Annotated in this window: 9 protein-coding genes and 1 tRNA gene; 1 reads left to right on the top strand and 9 read right to left on the bottom strand. The window is 70.3% G+C overall.

From position 1 onward, the window contains the following. Window positions 1-83 precede the first annotated feature (83 nt). From AMK33_RS00055 to AMK33_RS00025, 7 genes are all read right to left on the bottom strand, one after another. On the bottom strand, window positions 84-629 hold the full coding sequence (locus tag AMK33_RS00055) for a CinA family protein (protein ID WP_073930581.1): 546 nt from the start codon (window positions 627-629) through the stop codon (window positions 84-86). Continuing rightward, the gene (gene pgsA / locus AMK33_RS00050; protein ID WP_073930580.1) at window positions 626-1,510 is read right to left on the bottom strand and encodes a CDP-diacylglycerol--glycerol-3-phosphate 3-phosphatidyltransferase; all 885 of its coding nucleotides are present in this window, start codon (window positions 1,508-1,510) and stop codon (window positions 626-628) included. The genes AMK33_RS00055 and pgsA overlap by 4 nt, the downstream gene beginning before the upstream one ends. Continuing rightward, window positions 1,507-2,982, bottom strand: a complete 1,476-nt coding sequence (gene rimO / locus AMK33_RS00045) for a 30S ribosomal protein S12 methylthiotransferase RimO (protein WP_073930578.1) — start codon at window positions 2,980-2,982, stop codon at window positions 1,507-1,509. The genes pgsA and rimO overlap by 4 nt, the downstream gene beginning before the upstream one ends. A 90-nt stretch (window positions 2,983-3,072) precedes the next feature. Then, window positions 3,073-3,915 carry a helix-turn-helix domain-containing protein gene (locus AMK33_RS00040; protein WP_073930576.1) on the bottom strand — a complete coding sequence of 281 codons (843 nt, stop codon included), beginning with the start codon at window positions 3,913-3,915 and terminating at the stop codon, window positions 3,073-3,075. 252 nt (window positions 3,916-4,167) lie between these two features. Beyond that, complete coding sequence (locus tag AMK33_RS00035) at window positions 4,168-6,942, bottom strand: DNA translocase FtsK (RefSeq protein ID WP_201262936.1); 2,775 nt, start codon at window positions 6,940-6,942, stop codon at window positions 4,168-4,170. A 156-nt stretch (window positions 6,943-7,098) separates the two neighbouring features. Further along, on the bottom strand, window positions 7,099-7,776 hold the full coding sequence (locus AMK33_RS00030) for a response regulator (protein ID WP_073930574.1): 678 nt from the start codon (window positions 7,774-7,776) through the stop codon (window positions 7,099-7,101). A gap of 307 nt (window positions 7,777-8,083) precedes the next feature. Beyond that, a complete protein-coding gene (locus AMK33_RS00025; protein ID WP_107424977.1) occupies window positions 8,084-13,555 on the bottom strand; it encodes a HAMP domain-containing protein in 5,472 nt (1,823 codons plus the stop codon). Window positions 13,556-13,969: 414 nt separating this feature from the next. Here AMK33_RS00025 and AMK33_RS00015 point away from each other — a divergent pair, with 414 nt between their 5' ends. Beyond that, a complete protein-coding gene (locus AMK33_RS00015) occupies window positions 13,970-16,723 on the top strand; it encodes a SpoIIE family protein phosphatase (protein ID WP_073930573.1) in 2,754 nt (917 codons plus the stop codon). Window positions 16,724-16,812: 89 nt separating this feature from the next. On the opposite strand, the gene AMK33_RS00010 is transcribed toward AMK33_RS00015, so the two are convergent. Together AMK33_RS00010 and AMK33_RS00005 are read right to left on the bottom strand one after the other, a co-directional pair. After that, a tRNA-Thr gene (locus AMK33_RS00010) sits at window positions 16,813-16,885 on the bottom strand. Window positions 16,886-16,963: 78 nt separating this feature from the next. After that, a complete protein-coding gene (locus AMK33_RS00005) occupies window positions 16,964-17,641 on the bottom strand; it encodes a DegT/DnrJ/EryC1/StrS family aminotransferase (RefSeq protein ID WP_107424976.1) in 678 nt (225 codons plus the stop codon). Window positions 17,642-17,759 lie beyond the last annotated feature (118 nt).

Below are 17,759 nucleotides of genomic sequence, written 5' to 3'. Positions count from 1 at the left end.
GCCGCATCCTTCTCGCCCCACCGTACCGCCTTGCGCCGCGGCCGTGCGGGGAGCGATGTCGTGTTCACTCAGGGCTGCAAACATCAAAACCCCCCGTTCCGTTCCGTATCCTGTGCCCGCTCATTCCCGGTCTGTTCGCCCGCAAGCTCTGTCAGAAGCAGTGCGAGTACGCTCCGTACACTCTCCATACGAATTTCCGCGCGGTCGCCGTTCAACCGCAGATGCTCCACTTTTCCGCCGCGGGCGGAACCCGCTCCCGTGCCCGAGGGGCCGTCCACGGCCACGAAAACCGTGCCGACGGCCTGGCCGTCCTGGGGATCCGGACCGGCGACGCCGGTGGTGGCGATGCCCCAGTCGGCACCCAGCGCCTTGCGGACGCCGGCCGCCATCCGGGCCGCCACCTGCGGATCCACCGCTCCGCGCTCCGCCAGCAGGGTGGCGTCCACACCGAGCAGTTCCTGCTTGAGTTCGGTGGCGTACGCCGTCACCGAGCCCCGGAAGACCTTGGACGCCCCGGGGACCGAAGTGATCTCCGCCGCCACCAGGCCACCGGTCAGCGACTCCGCGACGGCGAGCGTTCCACCGTTCACAGTGAGTAGTCGCACCACTTCGGTGGCCTCGGAACTCACGCTTCCGTCTCCTCCAACGCCGCCTCGCGCTCGGCGATTCCCTGCCTGCGCAGCACAATGGCTTGTTTCACATAGTCGAGTCCGGTCGCCACGGTCAGCACGACCGCCGCGGCCATCACCCACCACCGCAGTGTGGCCAGCCACCCCGTCAGCGCCAGTACGTACATACCGACGGCGATGCCCTGGGTGAGGGTCTTGAGCTTGCCCCCTCGGCTGGCCGGGATCACGCCGTAGCGAATGACCAGAAAACGCAGCAGGGTGACGCCGAGTTCCCGGCCGAGGATGACTCCGGTGACCCACCACGGAAGATCGCCCAGCGAGGAGAGACAGATCAGCGCCGCTCCCATGATCGCCTTGTCGGCGATGGGGTCGGCGATCTTCCCGAAGTCGGTGACGAGGTCGTACGTGCGCGCCAGATGACCGTCGAACAGGTCGGTGATCATGGCGATGGCGAAGGCCGCCCAGGCGAACGACCGCCACGCCGGGTCGTATCCGCCCTCGGCGAGCATCAGCATGACGAACGCCGGCACCAGGAGCAGCCGGAGCATGGTCAGCAGGTTGGCGATGTTCCAGACGCTGGCCTGGTTGACGGCCGCCGCCGCGATCTTCGCGCCGCGCGCGGGCCTGGTCCCGTCCCCGGCGTCGACGCCGTCACGGGACGCGGTGGCCGGCGCCGCCTCGTCGCCGTGCGTCCGGGCGCCGGCCGGGCCACGGCCGGACGCGCCGCGCCGGGCCGGTCCGCCGCCGGACGATCCCGGAGCCGTGCCCCGTGCCTCCCGCGCGACCACGCGGCCGGTCGCCGGCATGCCTCCGGGTGCGGCGCCCGCCGTCCTCCTCGCGCCGGAGGGGCCGCCCGCCGCCGATGCCGGGACACCCGTCATCTGCCCGCCTCCTCGCTACACGCGGGCGAACCCTGGAACAGCGGCTCGGCCACCAGGTCGACACCCTCCGTGCCGACCACCTTCGCCTCGACCATACGGCCGACACTCAGTCCCTCGCCGCTCGTGAGCAGCACCTGGCCGTCCGTCTCGGGGGCCTGGTGCGCCGCCCGGCCGTACACGCCCTCCGTCTCGTCGACGGACTCCACCAGCACGTGCACGGTCTCGCCGACCCGCTCCTCGGCGCGCTGCGAGACCAGTTCCTCGGCCAGCCGGGAGACCCGGGCCAGCCGCTCGGCGACGACGTCCTCGTCCAGCTTGCGGTCGTACGTCGCGGCCTCGGTGCCCTCCTCGTCGGAGTAGCCGAAGACGCCGATGGCGTCCAGCCGCGCGTGGTTCAGGAACCGCTCCAGCTCGGCGAGGTCGGCCGCGGACTCGCCGGGGAAGCCGACGATGAAGTTGGAGCGCACACCGGCCTGGGGCGCCTTGCTCCGGATGGTGTCGAGCAGCTCCAGGAACCGGTCGGTGTCGCCGAAGCGGCGCATCGCGCGCAGTACGTCGGGCGCGGAGTGCTGGAAGGACAGGTCGAAGTAGGGGGCGACCTTCGGGGTGGAGGTCAGCACGTCGATCAGGCCGGGCCGCATCTCGGCCGGCTGGAGGTAGCTGACGCGCACCCGCTCCAGGCCGTCGACCTCGGCCAGCTCGGGCAGCAGGGACTCCAGCAGGCGGATGTCGCCGAGGTCCTTGCCGTAGGAGGTGTTGTTCTCGGAGACCAGCATGATCTCCTTCACGCCCTGTTCGGCCAGCCAGCGCGTCTCGTTCAGCACGTCGCTGGGGCGGCGCGAGATGAAGGAGCCGCGGAAGGACGGGATGGCGCAGAAGGAGCAGCGCCGGTCGCAGCCGGAGGCGAGCTTCACCGAGGCGACCGGGGCGCCGTCCAGTCGGCGGCGCAGCGGCGCGCGGGGACCGGAGGCCGGGGCGAGGCCGTCGGGCAGATCCACCGGGCCGTGTCCCGGAAGGGCGACGGCGGCGGCGGAGTCCTGCCGCTCGGCCGGGCTGATCGGCAGCAGCTTGCGGCGGTCGCGCGGGGTGTGGGAGGCGTGGATGCCGCCGTTCAGGATGGTCTGGAGGCGGTCGGAGATGTCGGCGTAGTCGTCGAAGCCGAGCACGCCGTCGGCTTCGGGGAGGGCCTCGGCGAGTTCCTTGCCGTACCGCTCGGCCATGCAGCCCACCGCGACGACGGCCTGGGTTCTTCCGTGTCCCTTGAGGTCGTTGGCCTCCAGGAGGGCGTCGACGGAGTCCTTCTTGGCGGCCTCGACGAAGCCACAGGTGTTGACGACGGCGACGTCCGCTTCCTCGGCGTCCTCCACGAGCTGCCAGCCGTCCGCCTCCAAACGGCCTGCGAGCTCCTCCGAGTCCACCTCGTTACGGGCGCAGCCAAGGGTGACGAGTGCGACGGTACGGCGTTCAGGCATGGGCTCAAGACTACTTCGTCCCGCTGACGCCCCACGTCGACGGGGTTGGCCGATCATGGCCGACCCCGTCGAAGCGCCCTTCGCGCCGGGTCATCCGGCCTGCGGGTCGCCCTTGGTGTAGGTGAGGCGCTCGACGGCGCCCGGCTGCCAGTCGTCCTCGATCTTCTTGCCGTTCACGAACAGGTCGATCGCGCCGGCGTCGCCGAGGACCAGGTTGATCTTGGTGCTGTCCTGGAAGGTCTTGGAATCGCCCTGCTTGAGCAGTCCGTCGAACAGCAGCCGGCCGTTGTGGTCCTTGGCGGAGATCCAGCTCCGTCCGTCGGCGGCGCTGACCTGGACCGTCACCTTGTCCTGCGGCGCGGCGGCGATGGCGCTGTCCGACGGTTCCGGCTCGGGCTCGGCGGGCTTCTCGGACTTCGGGGTGGGCGAGGCGGCCGGCTTGCTGGGCGTGGCGCCGTCGGCGACGTTCGCCTTGCCGCCGTCGTCGTCGCCCTTGACCATCGTGAACCCGACGAAGCCGATCACGACGACGATCGCGGCGACCATGGCCGCGGTCCAGTTGGGCCCGCGCCGCTCCGGACGGATGCGTTCCGCCTCGAACAGCGGGGCGGCCGGGGTCGGGGCCGGGCGGCCGCCGCCGTGTTCGGCCTCGTACTGCGCGATCAGCGGGGCCGGGTCGAGGTCCACGGCCCTGGCCAGGGTCCGGATGTGCCCGCGCGCGTAGACGTCGCCGCCGCAGGGCGCGAAGTCGTCCGCCTCGATGGCGTGCACGATGGCGATACGGACCCGGGTGGCGGTACTGACGTCGTCGACGGTGAGCCCGGCGGCGATGCGCGCCTGTTGCAGCGCTCGGCCGACGGAGACGGAAGGGCGGTCTTCCTCGGAAACGTCTTCGAAGGGACGCTCGTCTTCAGGGGAGTTGCCGATGGACACGGGGGCGCCTTTCGAGCGTGTAGCCGCCTGTGCTGGAGGTTCAGTCTAGGAGGGGTACGAGAGGATGGGGCAACCGGGCGGTAGGACTTTGTACGCCATCGGAATGGCCCGACATTCCGATGATGGGACTGCGGTTTGTCACTTCGCTCAACTTGACGTACACCGACGGGAAACAGTTGCTCGATGATCCCTAACGGGTGGGTCACGATCGACCGCCCGGATGCCCGGAGGCGACGACCGCCTCCCGTTCGCCTACCCTTCAGACTCCCCCCGGATCAGCGCGAGCACGCCATCCAGTTCATCAGGCTTCACAAGAACGTCACGAGCCTTCGAACCCTCGCTCGGTCCGACGATGTTCCGCGACTCCATGAGGTCCATCAGCCGGCCCGCCTTGGCGAAGCCGACGCGCAGCTTGCGCTGGAGCATGGACGTCGACCCGAACTGGGTGGAGACGACCAGCTCGGCCGCCTGGCACAGTAGGTCCAGGTCGTCGCCGATGTCCTCGTCGATCTCCTTCTTCTGCTTGGTCCCGACGGTGACGTCGTCCCGGAAGACGGGCGCCATCTGCTCCTTGCAGTGCCGGACGACGGCCGCGACCTCCTCCTCGGTCACGAACGCGCCCTGCAGACGCGTCGGTTTGTTCGCGCCCATCGGCAGGAACAGCCCGTCGCCCTTGCCGATCAGCTTCTCGGCGCCGGGCTGGTCGAGGATGACCCGCGAGTCCGCGAGCGAGGAGGTGGCGAACGCCAGCCGGGACGGCACGTTCGCCTTGATCAGACCGGTGACCACGTCGACGGACGGCCGCTGCGTGGCGAGCACCAGGTGGATGCCGGCCGCCCGCGCGAGCTGCGTGATGCGCACGATGGCGTCCTCGACGTCGCGCGGGGCGACCATCATCAGGTCGGCCAGCTCGTCGACGATCACCAGCAGGTACGGGTACGGCTGCAGCTCCCGCTCGCTGCCCTCGGGCGGTGTGGCCCTGCCCTCGCGCACCGCGCGGTTGAAGTCGTCGATGTGCCGGTAGCCGTAGGCCGCGAGGTCGTCGTAGCGCAGGTCCATCTCGCGCACGACCCACTGGAGCGCCTCGGCGGCCCGCTTGGGGTTGGTGATGATCGGCGTGATCAGGTGCGGGATGCCCTCGTACGCCGTCAGCTCCACGCGCTTGGGGTCGACCAGGATCATCCGGACGTCCTCCGGGGTCGCCCGCATCATGATCGAGGTGATCAGGCAGTTGATGCAGGACGACTTTCCGGAGCCGGTGGCGCCGGCGACCAGCATGTGCGGCATCTTCGCCAGCGAGTCCATGACGTAGCCGCCCTCGACGTCCTTGCCGAAGGCGACCAGCATCGGGTCGTCGTCCTCTGCGGACTCCGCGAGCCGCAGTACGTCACCGAGGTTGACCATCTCCCGGTCGGTGTTGGGGATCTCGATGCCCACCGCGGACTTGCCGGGGATCGGGCTGATGATCCGCACGTCCGGGCTGGCGACGGCGTACGCGATGTTCTTGGTCAGCGCGGTCACCCGCTCGACCTTCACGGCCGGGCCGAGTTCCACCACGTAGCGGGTGACCGTCGGGCCGCGGGTGAAGCCGGTGACGGCGGCGTCCACCTTGAACTCCGTGAAGACCTTCCGCAGCGCGTCGACGATGGCGTCGTTGGCGGCGCTGCGCGCCTTGCCGGGGCCGCCGCGCTCGAGCAGGTCGAGGGCGGGCAGCGAGTAGGTGATGTCGCCGGAGAGCTGGAGCTGCTCCGCGCGGGCGGGCAGATCGCGGGGTTCGCGCGGCGGCTCCTTGGTCATGTCCAGGACGCCGGCCGGCGGCTTGTCCCGCTTCGGCCTTTCCTGAGAACCGTCCTGAGGCCTGTCCGCCTTCGGCTTCCCCTGCTGCGGGCGGGCGGCCGGGACCGGCGTCGGTGTGGTCGGCTCCCGGTCGCCGGTGCTCACGCCCTGGGTCAGGTCGGCGACGATCGGCGAGGGCGGCATCCCGTGCAGCACGGCGCCGTCCAGCGCGGCGGCAGCGGCGGCGGCCACGTCCACGGCGTCCATGGGCCGGTCCATGGCGGGCTTCGGCACCGCGGGCCTGCGGGGCCGGCCCCGGCGCCGGGACAGCGCCTCCTGCTCCGCGCCGTCCGGGTCGTACTCCTCGGGCGCCGGCCGCCGTCCGCGGCGGCTCGCGGGCAGCGACTCGCGCCACTGCTGCTCGTAGCGCTCGTCGTCCTCGCCGAACTCCTCCGGCTCGGGTTCGCGGACGAGTCCGAGCCGCACACCGAGCTGCCGCAGACGCTGCGGGACGGCGTTGACCGGGGTGGCGGTGACGACCAGCAGACCGAAGACGGTGAGCAGCACCAGCAGCGGCACGGCGAGGACGTCGGTCATGGTCGCCGACAGCGGTGTGGCCGCGCCCCAGCCGATGAGCCCGCCGGCGTCCCTTATGGCCTGCATGCCGTCACCGCGCGCGGGCGAGCCGCAGCCGATGTGGATCTGCCCGAGCACGCCGATGACGAGCGCGGACAGACCGATCACGATCCGTCCGTTGGCCTCCGGCTTCTCCGGGTGCCGGATGAACCGTACGGCGATGACGGCGACCAGGATCGGCACCAGCAGGTCGAGCCGGCCGAAGGCCCCGGCGACCAGGATCTCCACGAGGTCGCCGACGGGACCCTTCAGGTCGGCCCAGGTGCCGGCGGCGACGATCAGGGCGACGGCGAGCAGCAGCAGCGCCAGGCCGTCCTTGCGGTGCGCGGGGTCGAGGTTCTTGGCGCCCTGCCCTATGCCGCGGAAGACGGCGCCCACCGCGTGCGCGAGGCCCAGCCACAGGGCGCGTACGAGCCGGTAGACGCCGCTGGTCGGATTCGGGGCGGCCGGTGCGGGCGCGGGCTTCTTCGCCGCGGCCTTCCTGGCGGGAGCCTTCTTCGCCGGGGCCTTCTTGGCCGGGACCTTCTTGGCAGCGGCCTTCTTCGCCGGAGCCTTCGCGGAAGCGGGCGCCTTCTTCGCGGGCGGCTTCTTGGCTGCGGAGGGACGTGAGGCCATGGGTGTGAGGTTACCGGTGGAGACGGTCGGTGACACGCGTGGCGGATGCTTCACCCGTTCGTGTCGCTCTTGTCGATGCGTGACGTTGACGCGCAGTTGACGCGGTCTCACGTCCGCGGCGCGTCGGGGGCCCGGCCAACGCCCTTGTTCTCGGAGTCAGTTCTGCGACGGCACCGACGACGTGCTGCCGGTCCCGGGCTCCAGGGCGTCCAGCGCCCGCCGCAACCCCGTGAGCTTGCGCTCCAGATGGGCGGCCGTGGCCACCGCGGCCGCGTCGGTCGACTCGTCGTTGAGCTGCTTGGTGAGCGCCTCGGCCTGCTCCTCGACGGCCGCGAGCCGCGCCGAGAGCTCCGCGAGCAGCCCCGCCGACTCCTTGGACTCGGCCGCGTCCTTCTCGCCGCCCTCCAGCTGGAGCCGCAGCAGCGCCGCCTGCTCCCGCAGCTGGCAGTTCTTCATGTACAGCTCGACGAAGACCGAGACCTTCGCGCGCAGCACCCACGGGTCGAACGGCTTGGAGATGTAGTCGACCGCGCCCGCCGCGTACCCGCGGAAGGTGTGGTGCGGGCCGTGGTTGATCGCGGTGAGGAAGATGATCGGGATGTCCCGGGTCCGCTCCCGCCGCTTGATGTGCGCGGCGGTCTCGAAACCGTCCATGCCCGGCATCTGGACGTCCAGCAGAATGACCGCGAAATCGTCCGTGAGCAGTGCCTTGAGCGCTTCTTCCCCGGACGATGCCCGCACCAGCGTCTGATCGAGCGCCGAGAGGATCGCCTCCAGCGCGAGCAGATTCTCCGGCCGGTCATCGACCAGGAGGATCTTGGCCTTCTGCACCATGGCCCGCCCTCCTCGCCCCGGCTTGGGGCCTCCCCTGTCCGCAGGACCTGGGGACGTACCCGCGGGTACCGCCCCAGGGGGCGACTCCCTTGCGCCGCCCGTCCTTGTGCCGGTCATCGTAGCCGCACCCCGCCCGTCGCCACACCCTGTCACCGCGATGTCACTGTGCACGTAGCAGAAACGCGGCGGGAGACCAGAAGGTTCCCCGATTCCCGTACTTCTACACGACTTCGCGCGCACCGCGTCAGCAACATCATGTGAACACCGGAGCTTCCCGTCACCTTCGCGCCCCCTCCGGACGCCGGTCTCACTCCCCCCGCATCCACTGCTCCATCACCGACAGCAGGTGATCGAGGTCGACCGGCTTGGTCACGTAGTCGGAGGCACCCGACTCGATCGCCTTCTCGCGGTCGCCCTTCATCGCCTTCGCGGTGAGCGCGATGATCGGGAGCCCGGCGAACTGCGGCATCCGGCGGATCGCCGTGGTCGTGGCGTATCCGTCCATCTCGGGCATCATGATGTCCATCAGGACGACCGCCACGTCGTCGTGCTGCTCCAGCACCTCGATGCCCTCGCGGCCGTTCTCCGCGTACAGCACGGACAGGCCGTGCTGCTCCAGGACGCTGGTGAGCGCGAAGACGTTGCGGATGTCGTCGTCGACGATCAGCACCTTCTGCCCGCCGAAACGGATGCCGCGGCTCGACGGCCGGGGAGCCGGCTCCTGCTGCTCCACGTCCGGCCACCGCTCGGCCTCCGGGGCGGGCCGCTGCTCGAGCGTGATCCTGCGGCGGCGCCGGAACAGCGCGGCCGGACCGTTCTGGGTGTCCCGGTACGACTTCACCTCGGCCGGCGTCTCGACCTGCGGCCCGGTCAGCTCGGCCGAGGCCACCAGGTCACCGGCCTCCAGCGCGGGCATGGGCTGCTGGTAGCCGTTCGGGGGCAGCTCGCTCGGGTGCAACGGCAGGTACAGCGTGAACGTCGAGCCGCGGCCCGGCTCGCTCTGCGCGTGGATCTCGCCGCCGAGCAACTGCGCGATCTCCCGCGAGATGGACAGCCCCAGGCCCGTACCGCCGTACTTGCGGCTGGTGGTGCCGTCGGCCTGCTTGAACGCCTCGAAGATCACCCGCATCTTGCCGGCCGCGATGCCGATGCCCGTGTCGCTCACCGAGAACGCGATCAGGTCCGCGTCCGGGTCGGTCAGCGAACCGGCCTCCAGCAACTGCTCCCGGATGGCCTGCGGAACCTCGTCCCGGGCGGGCCGGATGACCAGCTCGACCGACCCGGAGTCGGTGAACTTCACCGCGTTGGACAGCAGGTTGCGCAGCACCTGGAGCAGCCGCTGCTCGTCGGTGTGCAGCGTGGCCGGCAGCTCCGGCGACACCCGCACCGACAGGTCCAGGCCCTTCTCCGCGGTCAGCGGCCGGAAGGTGGCCTCCACGTAGTCCACGAGCTGGACCAGCGCGATGCGCGTCGGGGAGACGTCCATCTTGCCCGCCTCGACCTTCGACAGGTCGAGGATGTCGTTGATGAGCTGCAGCAGGTCGGACCCGGCACCGTGGATGGTCTCGGCGAACTCGACCTGCTTCGGGGAGAGGTTCCCCTCCGCGTTGTCGGCGAGCAGCTTCGCCAGGATCAGCAGCGAGTTGAGCGGCGTACGCAGCTCGTGCGACATGTTGGCGAGGAACTCGCTCTTGTAGCGCATGGAGACCGCGAGCTGCTCGGCGCGCTCCTCCAGGACCTGCCGCGCCTCCTCGATCTCGGTGTTCTTCACCTCGATGTCGCGGTTCTGCCGGGCCAGCAGCTCGGCCTTCTCCTCCAGTTCGGCGTTGGACGCCTGGAGCGCCTTCTGCCGCTGCTCCAACTCCGCCGACCGCTCGCGCAGTTGCTCGGTCAGCTCCTGGGACTGCGAGAGCAGCCGCTCGGTCTTGGTGTTGACCGAGATGGTGTTGACGCTCGTCGCGATCATCTCGGCGATCTGGTTGAGGAAGTCCTTCTGGATGTGCGTGAACGGCGTGAACGAGGCCAGCTCGATGACGCCGAGCACCTTCCCCTCGAACAGCACCGGCAGCACGATCACCTGCGCCGGCGGTGCCTCCCCGAGCCCCGAGGAGATCTTCAGATAGCCGCTGGGCGCGTCCTGCACGAGGATCGTGCGCTTCTCCACGGCGGCCGTCCCGATGAGCCCCTCACCGGGCCGGAACGACGTCGGCATGGACCCCATGGAGTAGCCGTACGAGCCGAGCATGCGCAGCTCGAACTGGTCGTCGTCCGCGGCGTTCAGGTCCTCGCCGTCGACCAGCGGCATCGCGAGGAAGAACGCGCCGTGCTGCGCGGACACCACCGGCGTCAGCTCGCTCATGATCAGCGAGGCCACGTCCTCCAGGTCGCGGCGGCCCTGCATCAGCGCGGAGATGCGGGCGAGATTGCCCTTGAGCCAGTCCTGCTCCTTGTTGGCGATCGTGGTGTCGCGCAGGTTGGCGATCATCTTGTTGATGTAGTCCTGGAGTTCCTGGATCTCCCCGGACGCGTCCACGTCGATCTTCAGGTTCAGGTCGCCGCGGGTCACCGCGGTCGCCACCCGCGCGATGGCACGCACCTGCCGGGTCAGGTTCCCGGCCATCTCGTTCACGGACTCGGTCAGGTCCCGCCAGGTGCCGTCCACGTCACGCACGCGTGCCTGGCCGCCCAGCTGGCCCTCGGTGCCCACCTCGCGGGCCACGCGCGTGACCTCCTCGGCGAACGAGGACAGCTGGTCCACCATCGTGTTGATGGTGGTCTTCAGCTCGAGGATCTCCCCGCGCGCGTCGATGTCGATCTTCTTCGTCAGGTCACCCTTGGCGATGGCCGTCGTCACCATGGCGATGTTGCGCACCTGACCGGTCAGGTTGGACGCCATCTGGTTCACCGACTCGGTGAGGTCCTTCCACGTCCCCGCCACACCCGGCACGTGCGCCTGGCCGCCCAGGATGCCGTCCGTGCCCACCTCGCGGGCCACCTTGGTGACCTGTTCGGCGAACGCGCTCAGCGTCTTCACCATGATGTTGATGGTGTCGGCGAGCTGCGCCACCTCACCGCGCGCCTCGATGCTGACCTGCCGCGACAGGTCGCCGTTGGCGACGGCCGCGGACACCTGGGAGATGTTCCGCACCTGAGTGGTCAGGTTCTTCGCCATCAGGTTGACGTTGTCGCTCAGGTCCTTCCAGATGCCCGTGACACCCGGCACGTGCGCCTGGCCGCCCAGGATGCCCTCGGTGCCCACCTCACGGGCCACCCGCGTCACCTGCTCGGCGAACGACGACAGCTGGTCCACCATCGTGTTGACGGTGGTCACCAGCTCCAGGATCTCGCCCTTGGCGTCGACGGTGATCTTCTTCGACAGGTCGCCCTTGGCGACCGCCGTGGTGACCTCGGCGATGTTGCGCACCTGGAGGGTCAGGTTGTTCGCCATGCCGTTCACCGACTGCGTGAGGTCCTTCCAGGTGCCGGAGACCCCCTGCACCTCGGCCTGACCGCCGAGGATGCCCTCCGTACCCACCTCACGGGCCACCCGGGTGACCTCCTCGGCGAACGACGACAGCTGGTCCACCATCGTGTTCAGCGTGTTCTTGAGCTCGAGGATCTCCCCGCGCGCGTCCACGGTGATCTTCTGCGACAGGTCACCGCGCGCCACCGCCGTCGCCACCTGGGCGATGTTCCTCACCTGTCCGGTCAGGTTGGACGCCATGCCGTTCACGGAGTCCGTCAGGTCCCGCCACACACCGGCGACCCCGGGCACCTGCGCCTGACCGCCCAGCCGGCCCTCGGTGCCCACCTCGCGGGCCACTCGCGTCACCTGGTCGGCGAACGACGACAGCTGGTCGACCATCGTGTTGATGGTGTTCTTCAGTTCCAGGATCTCCCCGCGCGCGTCGACGTCGATCTTCTGCGACAGGTCACCCCGCGCGACGGCCGTCGTCACCTGCGCGATGTTGCGCACCTGACCGGTCAGATTCGACGCCATCGAGTTGACGGAGTCGGTCAGCTCCTTCCAGGTGCCCGACACGCCGTCCACGCGCGCCTGACCGCCCAGCCGGCCCTCCGTACCCACGTCCCGGGCCATCCGCGTGACCTGGTCGGCGAAGCTCGACAGCTGGTCCACCATCGTGTTCACGGTGTTCTTCAGCTGGAGCATCTCACCGGAGACGTCCACCGTGACCTTCTGCGACAGGTCACCGTTGGCGACCGCCGTCGTCACCTGGGCGATGTTCCTCACCTGTCCGGTGAGGTTGCGGAACGCCGTGTTGACGGAGTCCGTCAGGTCCTTCCACGTCCCCGCCGCCCCCGGCACCTGCGCCTGGCCGCCCAGCTCACCCTCGACACCGATCTCGCGCGCCACGCGCGTGACCTCCGCACCGAAGGAGGACAACTGGTCCACCATCGTGTTGACGGTGTTCTTCAGCTCCAGCATCTCGCCGGCCACGTCCACGGTGACCTTCTGCGACAGGTCACCGTTGGCGACCGCCGTCGTCACCGCGGCGATGTCCCGCACCTGAGTGGTGAGGTTCCGGAACACCGTGTTGACGGAGTCCGTCAGGTCCTTCCACGTCCCCGCGGCCCCCGGCACATTGGCCTGACCGCCCAGCCGTCCCTCGGCCCCGACCTCGTTGGCGACCCGCGTGACCTCGTCCGCGAAGATCCGCAGCGTCTCGGTCATCTGGTTGATCGTCTCGGCGAGCTGCGCGACCTCGCCTCGCGCCGGCACCGTCACCTTCCGCGACAGGTCACCGTTGGCGACCGCCGTCGTCACCTCGGCGATCCCGCGCACCTGAGCGGTGAGGTTCCCGGCCATGGTGTTGACGGAGTCGGTGAGCTCCTTCCACACGCCGTCCACCCCGGGCACCTGCGCCTGGCCGCCCAGGGCGCCCTCGGTGCCCACCTCGCGCGCGACGCGGGTCACCTCCGAGGAGAACGCGGAGAGCTGGTCCACCATCGTGTTGACGGTGTTCTTCAGCTCCAGCATCTCGCCCTCGACGTGCACGGTGACCTTGCGGGACAGATCACCGCGCGCGACGGCCGTCGTCACCAGCGCGATGTCGCGCACCTGCGCCGTCAGCCGCTCCGCCATCGTGTTGACGGAGTCCGTCAGGTCCTTCCAGGAGCCGGACATGCCGCGTACCTGGGCCTGACCGCCCAGCTTGCCCTCGGTGCCCACCTCGCTGGCCACGCGCGTGACCTCGTCGGTGAACGTCGACAACTGGTCGACCAGGTTGTTCACCGTCCGCGCGACCTTCAGGAACTCGCCCCGCAGCGGATGCCCGGCCCCTTCCGGCGCCGCCTGCGTCCGCAGCTCCATACGCGGCGACAGATCACCCTCGGCCACCGCCGACAGCACCCGGCTCACCTCGGAGACCGGCCGCACGAGATCGTCCACCAGCGCGTTCGAGTTGTCGATCGCGGTCGCCCAGGAACCCTCGGAGGCCCCCGTCTCCAGCCGCTCCGTGAGCTTTCCCTCACGTCCGACCATGCGGCGCACCCGCGCCAGCTCACCCGTCAGGTGGAGATTGCGGTCGGCCACCTCGTTGAAGACCGCCGCGATCTCCGCCATCACGCCGTCGCCGGACACCGTGAGCCGCTTGCGGAAGTTCCCGTCCCGCATCGCCACCAGCGCCGTCATCAACCGGTTCAGGGCCGCCGTGTCCACGGTCGTGGTCCCGCCCCGCACCCTTCCCGGCTTGCTCAGGGACTGTCCGCCTTTCGCGCGCGTCGTCTTCGTGCCCCGCGTCGCTGCGCCAGACTCCACTGTGTCCCTCCCGCAGGGGTCGACCGTTACCGCTGTGCCCGGGCACACCACCAAAGGCGTTCCCGTTACTCATGTGCTTTTCCTGTACTACTGCGATGTCCTGCCCGACGTTCCAAAGCGCCACCAGGGGGCTGCTGCCCACCCGACGCGGAAGACACACGGCCTGCCGGACCTTCGCTACAAGCCTGCCCAGTGTTTCACCCCCGCCGAACCAGGCCATAACAGTTCGGCAGCATCGCACATCGTCCGCACACCCGCCGGACGGAGAACACCTCCGGACGACAAACACAGCAGACCGGCATCCGCCCGGACCGCGAAGGTAAGTAACCTTGCATCCGGCTGTCCAGCCACGCCGGTCCGTCCGGCCTGGGCGGTGGCACGGGAACGAGCGGGCATCGGAGGGCGGCCGCACACATGACCACCGGACTGATCCCGGGGGAACAGCCCCCGGACCCACGGCCGACTGACGGCCTGCCGCACCAGCGGCACGAGCCGGTCGGCCAGGGAGCCATGCCCGTCGAGAACCGGTCGAGGAGTTCTGTGATCACCGCGCGCGCGGCCGCCAGCTTCGAGCCCGTGGGGCGATCGGTCGCGAGCGCCCGCTCCTTCGTCCGCGACACCCTGCAGGGCTGGGGCTTCGCCGACATCGTCGACGACGCCGTGGTTCTCACCAGCGAACTGGTGACCAACGCCGTGGTCCACGCCGGCACCTCCGCCGACCTCCTCTGTCTGCGCAGCGACGAAGGCGTACGGATCGAGGTGGCCGACCGGTATCCGGAGCGGGAGGTCCCCCTCCAGGGCTCGCCCGTCAACATGGGCAGCCCCGACCGCGAGGGCGGCCGCGGGCTCCAGCTGTGCGCGGCCCTGGCCGGCCACTGGGGCGTGGACTACACCCCCACCCACAAGACCGTCTGGTTCCAGCTCGACCTTCCCGAGCGCCCGGTCGGCACCCGCACCGCCGGCCCCTCCCTGCCGGCCCACCTCCTCCCGCTCGCCGACACCCGGGTCCGCGTCGCCGTCGTCCAGATCGACCGGACCGGCTCCGTCACCGCCTGGAACGAGGACGCCGAGGAGCTCTTCGGCTACTCCGCCGAGCAGGTCACCGGCAAACCGCTGACCGACTTCGCGGCCTGGCCGCACACCCCGGGCACCGGCACCGGCATCGCCGACGCGCTCCAGCTCTCCCGCTGGGAGGGCAGCTACGGCATCAGGGGCGCCCACGGCCGAGTGATCCCCGTGTACGCCTCCCACCTTCGGGTCCGGGACACCGACGGCGAACCGTCAACGGTCTGCCTCCTCGTACGGGACCACGAACGGGCGGTTCTGCAGACTCCGCTGCGCGGCCCCGCGTCCGACAAGTCCGGCACCTCCGAGGGCCAGAGCACCGACCCCTTCGAGGTGTTCATCGGCTCCCCGGCCCCGGACGACCTCGACGGTCTGCTCCAGCGCACGGTGGAACGCGCCCGCGACATGCTCGACGGCGACTCCGCCTTCCTGCTCCTCGCCACCGACGACGAGACGGAGCTGGAGGTCCGCGCCTCCACCGGCCTGCCATCGGCCCGCCAGCGCTTCGCCCGCGTCCCCGTCGAGGCCGGCCCCGGCCGCTACGGCTCCGCCCGCATGCCGGCCGTCCACGAGGACCTGACCGCCGTCCCCGGCGCGGTGCCGCTCCTCAACAGCACCGGCATGCGCTCGGTCGTCACCGTCCCGCTGAAGGTGGAGGGCCGCCTCACCGGCTCCCTCGGTGTCGCCGCGGAGGCACCCGGCAGGTACTCCAACGAGGAGGCGCTGCGCCTGCAGTTCGCGGCGGACCGCATCGCGCTCGCCGTCGAGTCGGCCCGCCTGGGCGAGCTGGAGCGCCTGCGCCGCGGCTCGCTCAGCTTCCTCGTCGAGGCCTCCGACCTGCTGGCCGGCACCCTGGACCGGGACCAGACGCTGGCCCTGATGGCCCAGATGACGGTGCCGACCCTCGCCACCTGGTGCGCCGTCTACACGATCGCCGACCAGGCCTCCGAGCCGTATCTCTCCTACGTGCTGCACGAGGACGAGGAGCTGATCGACGGCATCAAGTCCCTGCTGTCGAAGATCGCCCCGCCCGACCCGGTCCCCACGCCCGGCGCCCGCGTCTGGTCCGCCCCCGCGGAGGTCGCCCACCAGGCGGCCCTGCGCACCTCCATGCGCAGCCTCGGCCTCAGCGGCAGTCCGACCCATCCGGTCACCCCGGGCATCGGCCCGACCCTCGCGACGGCCTCCGCGGTCGGCGGCGAGACGGTGGTCCTGCCCCTGGTCGCCCGCAACCGGGTCATCGGCATGCTGACGCTCGGCAAGCCGACCGACGAGCACTTCCGCCAGGAGATCCTGGAACTCGCCGAGGACCTCTCCCGGCGGGCCGCCCTGGCCCTGGACAACGCCCGCCTCTACTCGGAGCGCACGGCCATCAGCCAGTCCCTCCAGCGCAGCCTCCTGCCGCCGGAGCTGCCGACGATCGACGGCGTCGAGGTCGAGGTCATCTACCGCGCGGCCGGCGAGGGCAACGAGGTCGGCGGCGACTTCTACGACCTCTTCCCGATCAGCGACGGCGCGTACGGCTTCGCCATCGGCGACGTCTGCGGCACCGGCCCCAACGCGGCGGCCGTGACCGGCCTCGCCCGGCACGCGCTCCGGCTGCTGGCCCGTGAGGGTCTCAGCGGCCCGGCGGTCCTGGAGCGCCTCAACTCCGCGATCCTCGACGAGGGCGCCCGCAGCCGCTTCCTCACCCTCCTCTACGGCGAGATGCGCCCGCAGGACGACGGCAGCGCGGAACTGAAGGTGGTCTGCGCCGGCCACCCCCTCCCGCTCCGCCTGCGCCAGGACGGCACGGTGGAACCGGCGGCGGAGCCGCAGCCCCTCCTCGGCGTCATCGAGGACCTGGAGCTGTACGAGCAGACGGTCACCCTCGATCCCGGCGACGTGCTCCTCTGCGTCACCGACGGTGTCACCGAACGCCGCGAGGGCCCCCGCATGCTGGGCGACGACGGCCTCGCCGACGTCCTGACCACCTGCACCGGTCTGACGGCCGGCGCGGTCGCGGCCCGCATCATGCGCGCCGTGGAACGCTTCGCCTCCGAACCCCCGTCCGACGACATGGCGATCCTCGCCATGCGCGTACCGGGCCTGCAGGCGGATTAGCGGGTGCCCTCCCCGCAGGGCACTCCTGCAAGGCACTCCCGCAGGGCATGAGAAAGGCCCCGCCCGAATGGGCGGGGCCTTTCTGTCCGAGCCCCCAAACGGAATCGAACCGTTGACCTTCTCCTTACCATGGAGACGCTCTACCGACTGAGCTATAGGGGCCTGTTGCCGTGTGCGGGGTTTCCCGCTCGCCAACGGAATAGATCATACCCCGAACGGACCCGTGCTCCCAACCGTCGCTCAGCCGATCGGCTGGAGCAGCCCGCCCAGCGCATTGCACGCCGCCGCGATCCGCTGCATGTCCCGTCTGGTCAGCGACGCGTCCACGGGAAGCGCGAGCGTCTCGTCGGCGGCCCGCTCGGTCTCGGGCAGGGACACGCACCGCCGGAACTCGGGCATCCGGTGCACGGGGGTCTTCACCGGTACGCGGCACTCAACACCCTTGCCCCGTATGGCGCGTGCGAAGGCGTCCCGGTCGGGCCGACCGTTCCCCGGCACCCGCACGACGTACTGCTGATAGGTGTGCCCGACTCCGCTCTCGGGCGTCCGCACGCCCCTCAACTTGGCATCGAGGAACGCCGCCCGCTCCCGCCGCCGAGCCATCTCGTCGTACGGTGCCTCGGATTCCCCGTGCTCCAGCACCAGCAGCCCGTGCCGGCGGCCGAGCGCGTGCAACCGCCCGACGTCGGCGGGCCTTCCGAAGCGGTGTACGACAACGACGGCTGCCGTCCGCGGAGTTACGGCCGCCTCCACCGCGGCCGGCTCCAGGCAGTACGTCGCCGGGTCTATGTCGGCGAACACCGGCAGCGCCCCTGCCATCGCCACGGCTTCGGCGACTTCCACGTTCCCGAAGGCCGGTACGACGACCTCGTCGCCCACTCCGACACCGGCGGCCCTGAGCAGTGCAGCAGTACTCATGGAGTGGATGCTCGTTGCGCAACGTGAACGTCAAGTGACGCAGAACAAAAAAGGGTTGGACCCGGAACCGAAGTTCCGGGTCCAACCCTTTGAATAATTGTTCGGCGGCGTCCTACTC

The sequence above is a fragment of the Streptomyces sp. CB02400 genome, from assembly GCF_001905725.1.
GTDB lineage: Bacteria > Actinomycetota > Actinomycetes > Streptomycetales > Streptomycetaceae > Streptomyces > Streptomyces atrovirens.
Note: the sequence above shows the minus strand (reverse complement) of the source record. Positions and strands in the feature narration are given on the sequence as shown.

Excerpts from the sequence above, each read along its gene's own strand:
- pgsA (WP_073930580.1), bottom strand. The coding sequence starts at position 1,510 with ATGACGGGTGTCCCGGCATCGGCGGCGGGCGGCCCCTCCGGCGCGAGG.
- AMK33_RS00015 (WP_073930573.1), top strand. The coding sequence starts at position 13,970 with ATGACCACCGGACTGATCCCGGGGGAACAGCCCCCGGACCCACGGCCG.
- AMK33_RS00005 (WP_107424976.1), bottom strand. The coding sequence starts at position 17,641 with ATGAGTACTGCTGCACTGCTCAGGGCCGCCGGTGTCGGAGTGGGCGAC.
- AMK33_RS00030 (WP_073930574.1), bottom strand. The coding sequence starts at position 7,776 with ATGGTGCAGAAGGCCAAGATCCTCCTGGTCGATGACCGGCCGGAGAAT.
- AMK33_RS00035 (WP_201262936.1), bottom strand. The coding sequence starts at position 6,942 with ATGGCCTCACGTCCCTCCGCAGCCAAGAAGCCGCCCGCGAAGAAGGCG.
- rimO (WP_073930578.1), bottom strand. The coding sequence starts at position 2,982 with ATGCCTGAACGCCGTACCGTCGCACTCGTCACCCTTGGCTGCGCCCGT.